This is a genomic window from Streptococcus sp. GMD4S, assembly GCF_000296955.1.
Genome location: NZ_AJRE01000218.1, coordinates 1 through 1489 on the forward strand (window position 1 = coordinate 1; position 1489 = coordinate 1489).

The 1489-nt window shown below is 41.5% G+C and carries 2 protein-coding genes and 1 pseudogene; all 3 read right to left on the reverse strand.

Features of this window, described 5'->3' with window-relative positions:
- A partial coding sequence (locus GMD4S_RS08785; RefSeq protein WP_000538402.1) for a hypothetical protein occupies nucleotides 1-1029 on the reverse strand: 1029 nt, incomplete at its 3' end.
- Nucleotides 1020-1391, reverse strand: coding sequence for a hypothetical protein (locus GMD4S_RS08790; protein WP_237738350.1), 372 nt, complete (start codon nucleotides 1389-1391; stop codon nucleotides 1020-1022). The genes GMD4S_RS08785 and GMD4S_RS08790, both read right to left, overlap by 10 nt.
- Nucleotides 1379-1489 (reverse strand): annotated as a pseudogene (locus tag GMD4S_RS13780) (TIGR04197 family type VII secretion effector); the annotation flags it as partial. The gene GMD4S_RS08790 and the pseudogene GMD4S_RS13780, both read right to left, overlap by 13 nt.

Sequence of the window (1489 nt, forward strand, 5' to 3'; positions counted from 1 at the left end):
TACTCCACTCCAAAATTCGACTGAATTTGCTTCAAAGTTTTGGGCTTTTAGTTCATCAAGCTTTTTGTTAACCAAATGAGTATAGTCATCATCATATTTCCCATTTTTTAAAACGACATAGCCTTGCTCCAAGGGATGAATGTCAATGATATTCCCTGTTTCATCAATCTTAAGAGTGTGATTGTAGTCGTCAATTATTTTATCCCATTCGGACTTGTCGTGACCTTTTAAGCGCTTCTTTAATTCGGCACGATAGTAGGCATCACCATCTTCTGATAACATCATATCCCTTGATGCTTTATTGATTGCACGAGTTTCAGAGTCTTGAAAATCTCTTTTGGCATGCGAAACAATCTTCACATCCTTCATCTTTTGCACCCAGCGCATGTCCAGACCGTCCGCATAGTAGTTGCCATCACTATCGACAATGATTTTACTTAGTTGCGTAGCTCCTTGAATCGCTAAGCTAAGGACTTCTAGGCTATCACTGAAATACTGGGAAACCTGTGAGACAAAGAATTCTAGTTTTTCAATCTTGTCTTCCAAATCCTGAATACCTGACTCGATTTGAGATTTGGTATTGTAGAGGATGGTCTTCTCAGAGAAGGCTTTCCCCCAATTCAGTGTAAAGAGGTCTTTGATTTGATTTAGCCAGTTCTCTCTCGCTTGAATCTGAGCTTCTACGATAGCTAACTGCTCTTCCCTCAATTTTTTCAGTTCCTTGAGTTGGTCCAGGTCCAAATCACCATATCCTGAGATCTGAGCATCCGCATTTTTGTAGGAAGTCAACTCTAGTTGGATATCATCTATCGCTGCTTGTAACTTCTTGATGCTGGGGATGATAATCTCTGTGAAGAGACCTTTACCAGCTGTGTAGGCTGCTCCTGTCAGCTCACCTGAGTCTAAAGAGGAAATCAGGTGATCACAGCCACTAGATAAGCGGTCCGTGACTTCATTTGCGACTTGGAGGTTGTTAGTCATGGCCTGAATCAATTCTTGTGATTCTTGTGCGCTGTATTTTACTCCCATGGTAGCCGATTCCTTTCCGATATCAGTTCTTCTCTGGCTTCATCGAAAGTTCGACGAGCCTTCTTCGTTTGTTTTCCCAATTCATCCAGTTCCTCATCTACATAGGAGTTGACCTGTCGCTGAATGGTTCTATTTTCACTTTCGATTTGCTCTATCATTTGACGAGAACTGGGTGAGAGAGCCAATAGAGTCGCCATACGATGGTGGATGCTCTGGATTTCTGAGTGAAAGTGAGTTAGCTGCTGTTCATATTGTCTTTTTAGAGTCTGAAGACTTTCTTCTTTATCGTCAATCTTGACAATTTCTCTCCAAAGTTTGTAGCGTTTTTCTTCGTTCTTATCTGCCATTTTTAATGTTCCCACCTCTTAGCCTGCTCTACGTCGCGTTTTTCAATCTTATGAGCAATTTCTGGAAACTTATTTGCTTGGGTCAAAACAGCCGAGCTGAAATCACTGACCGC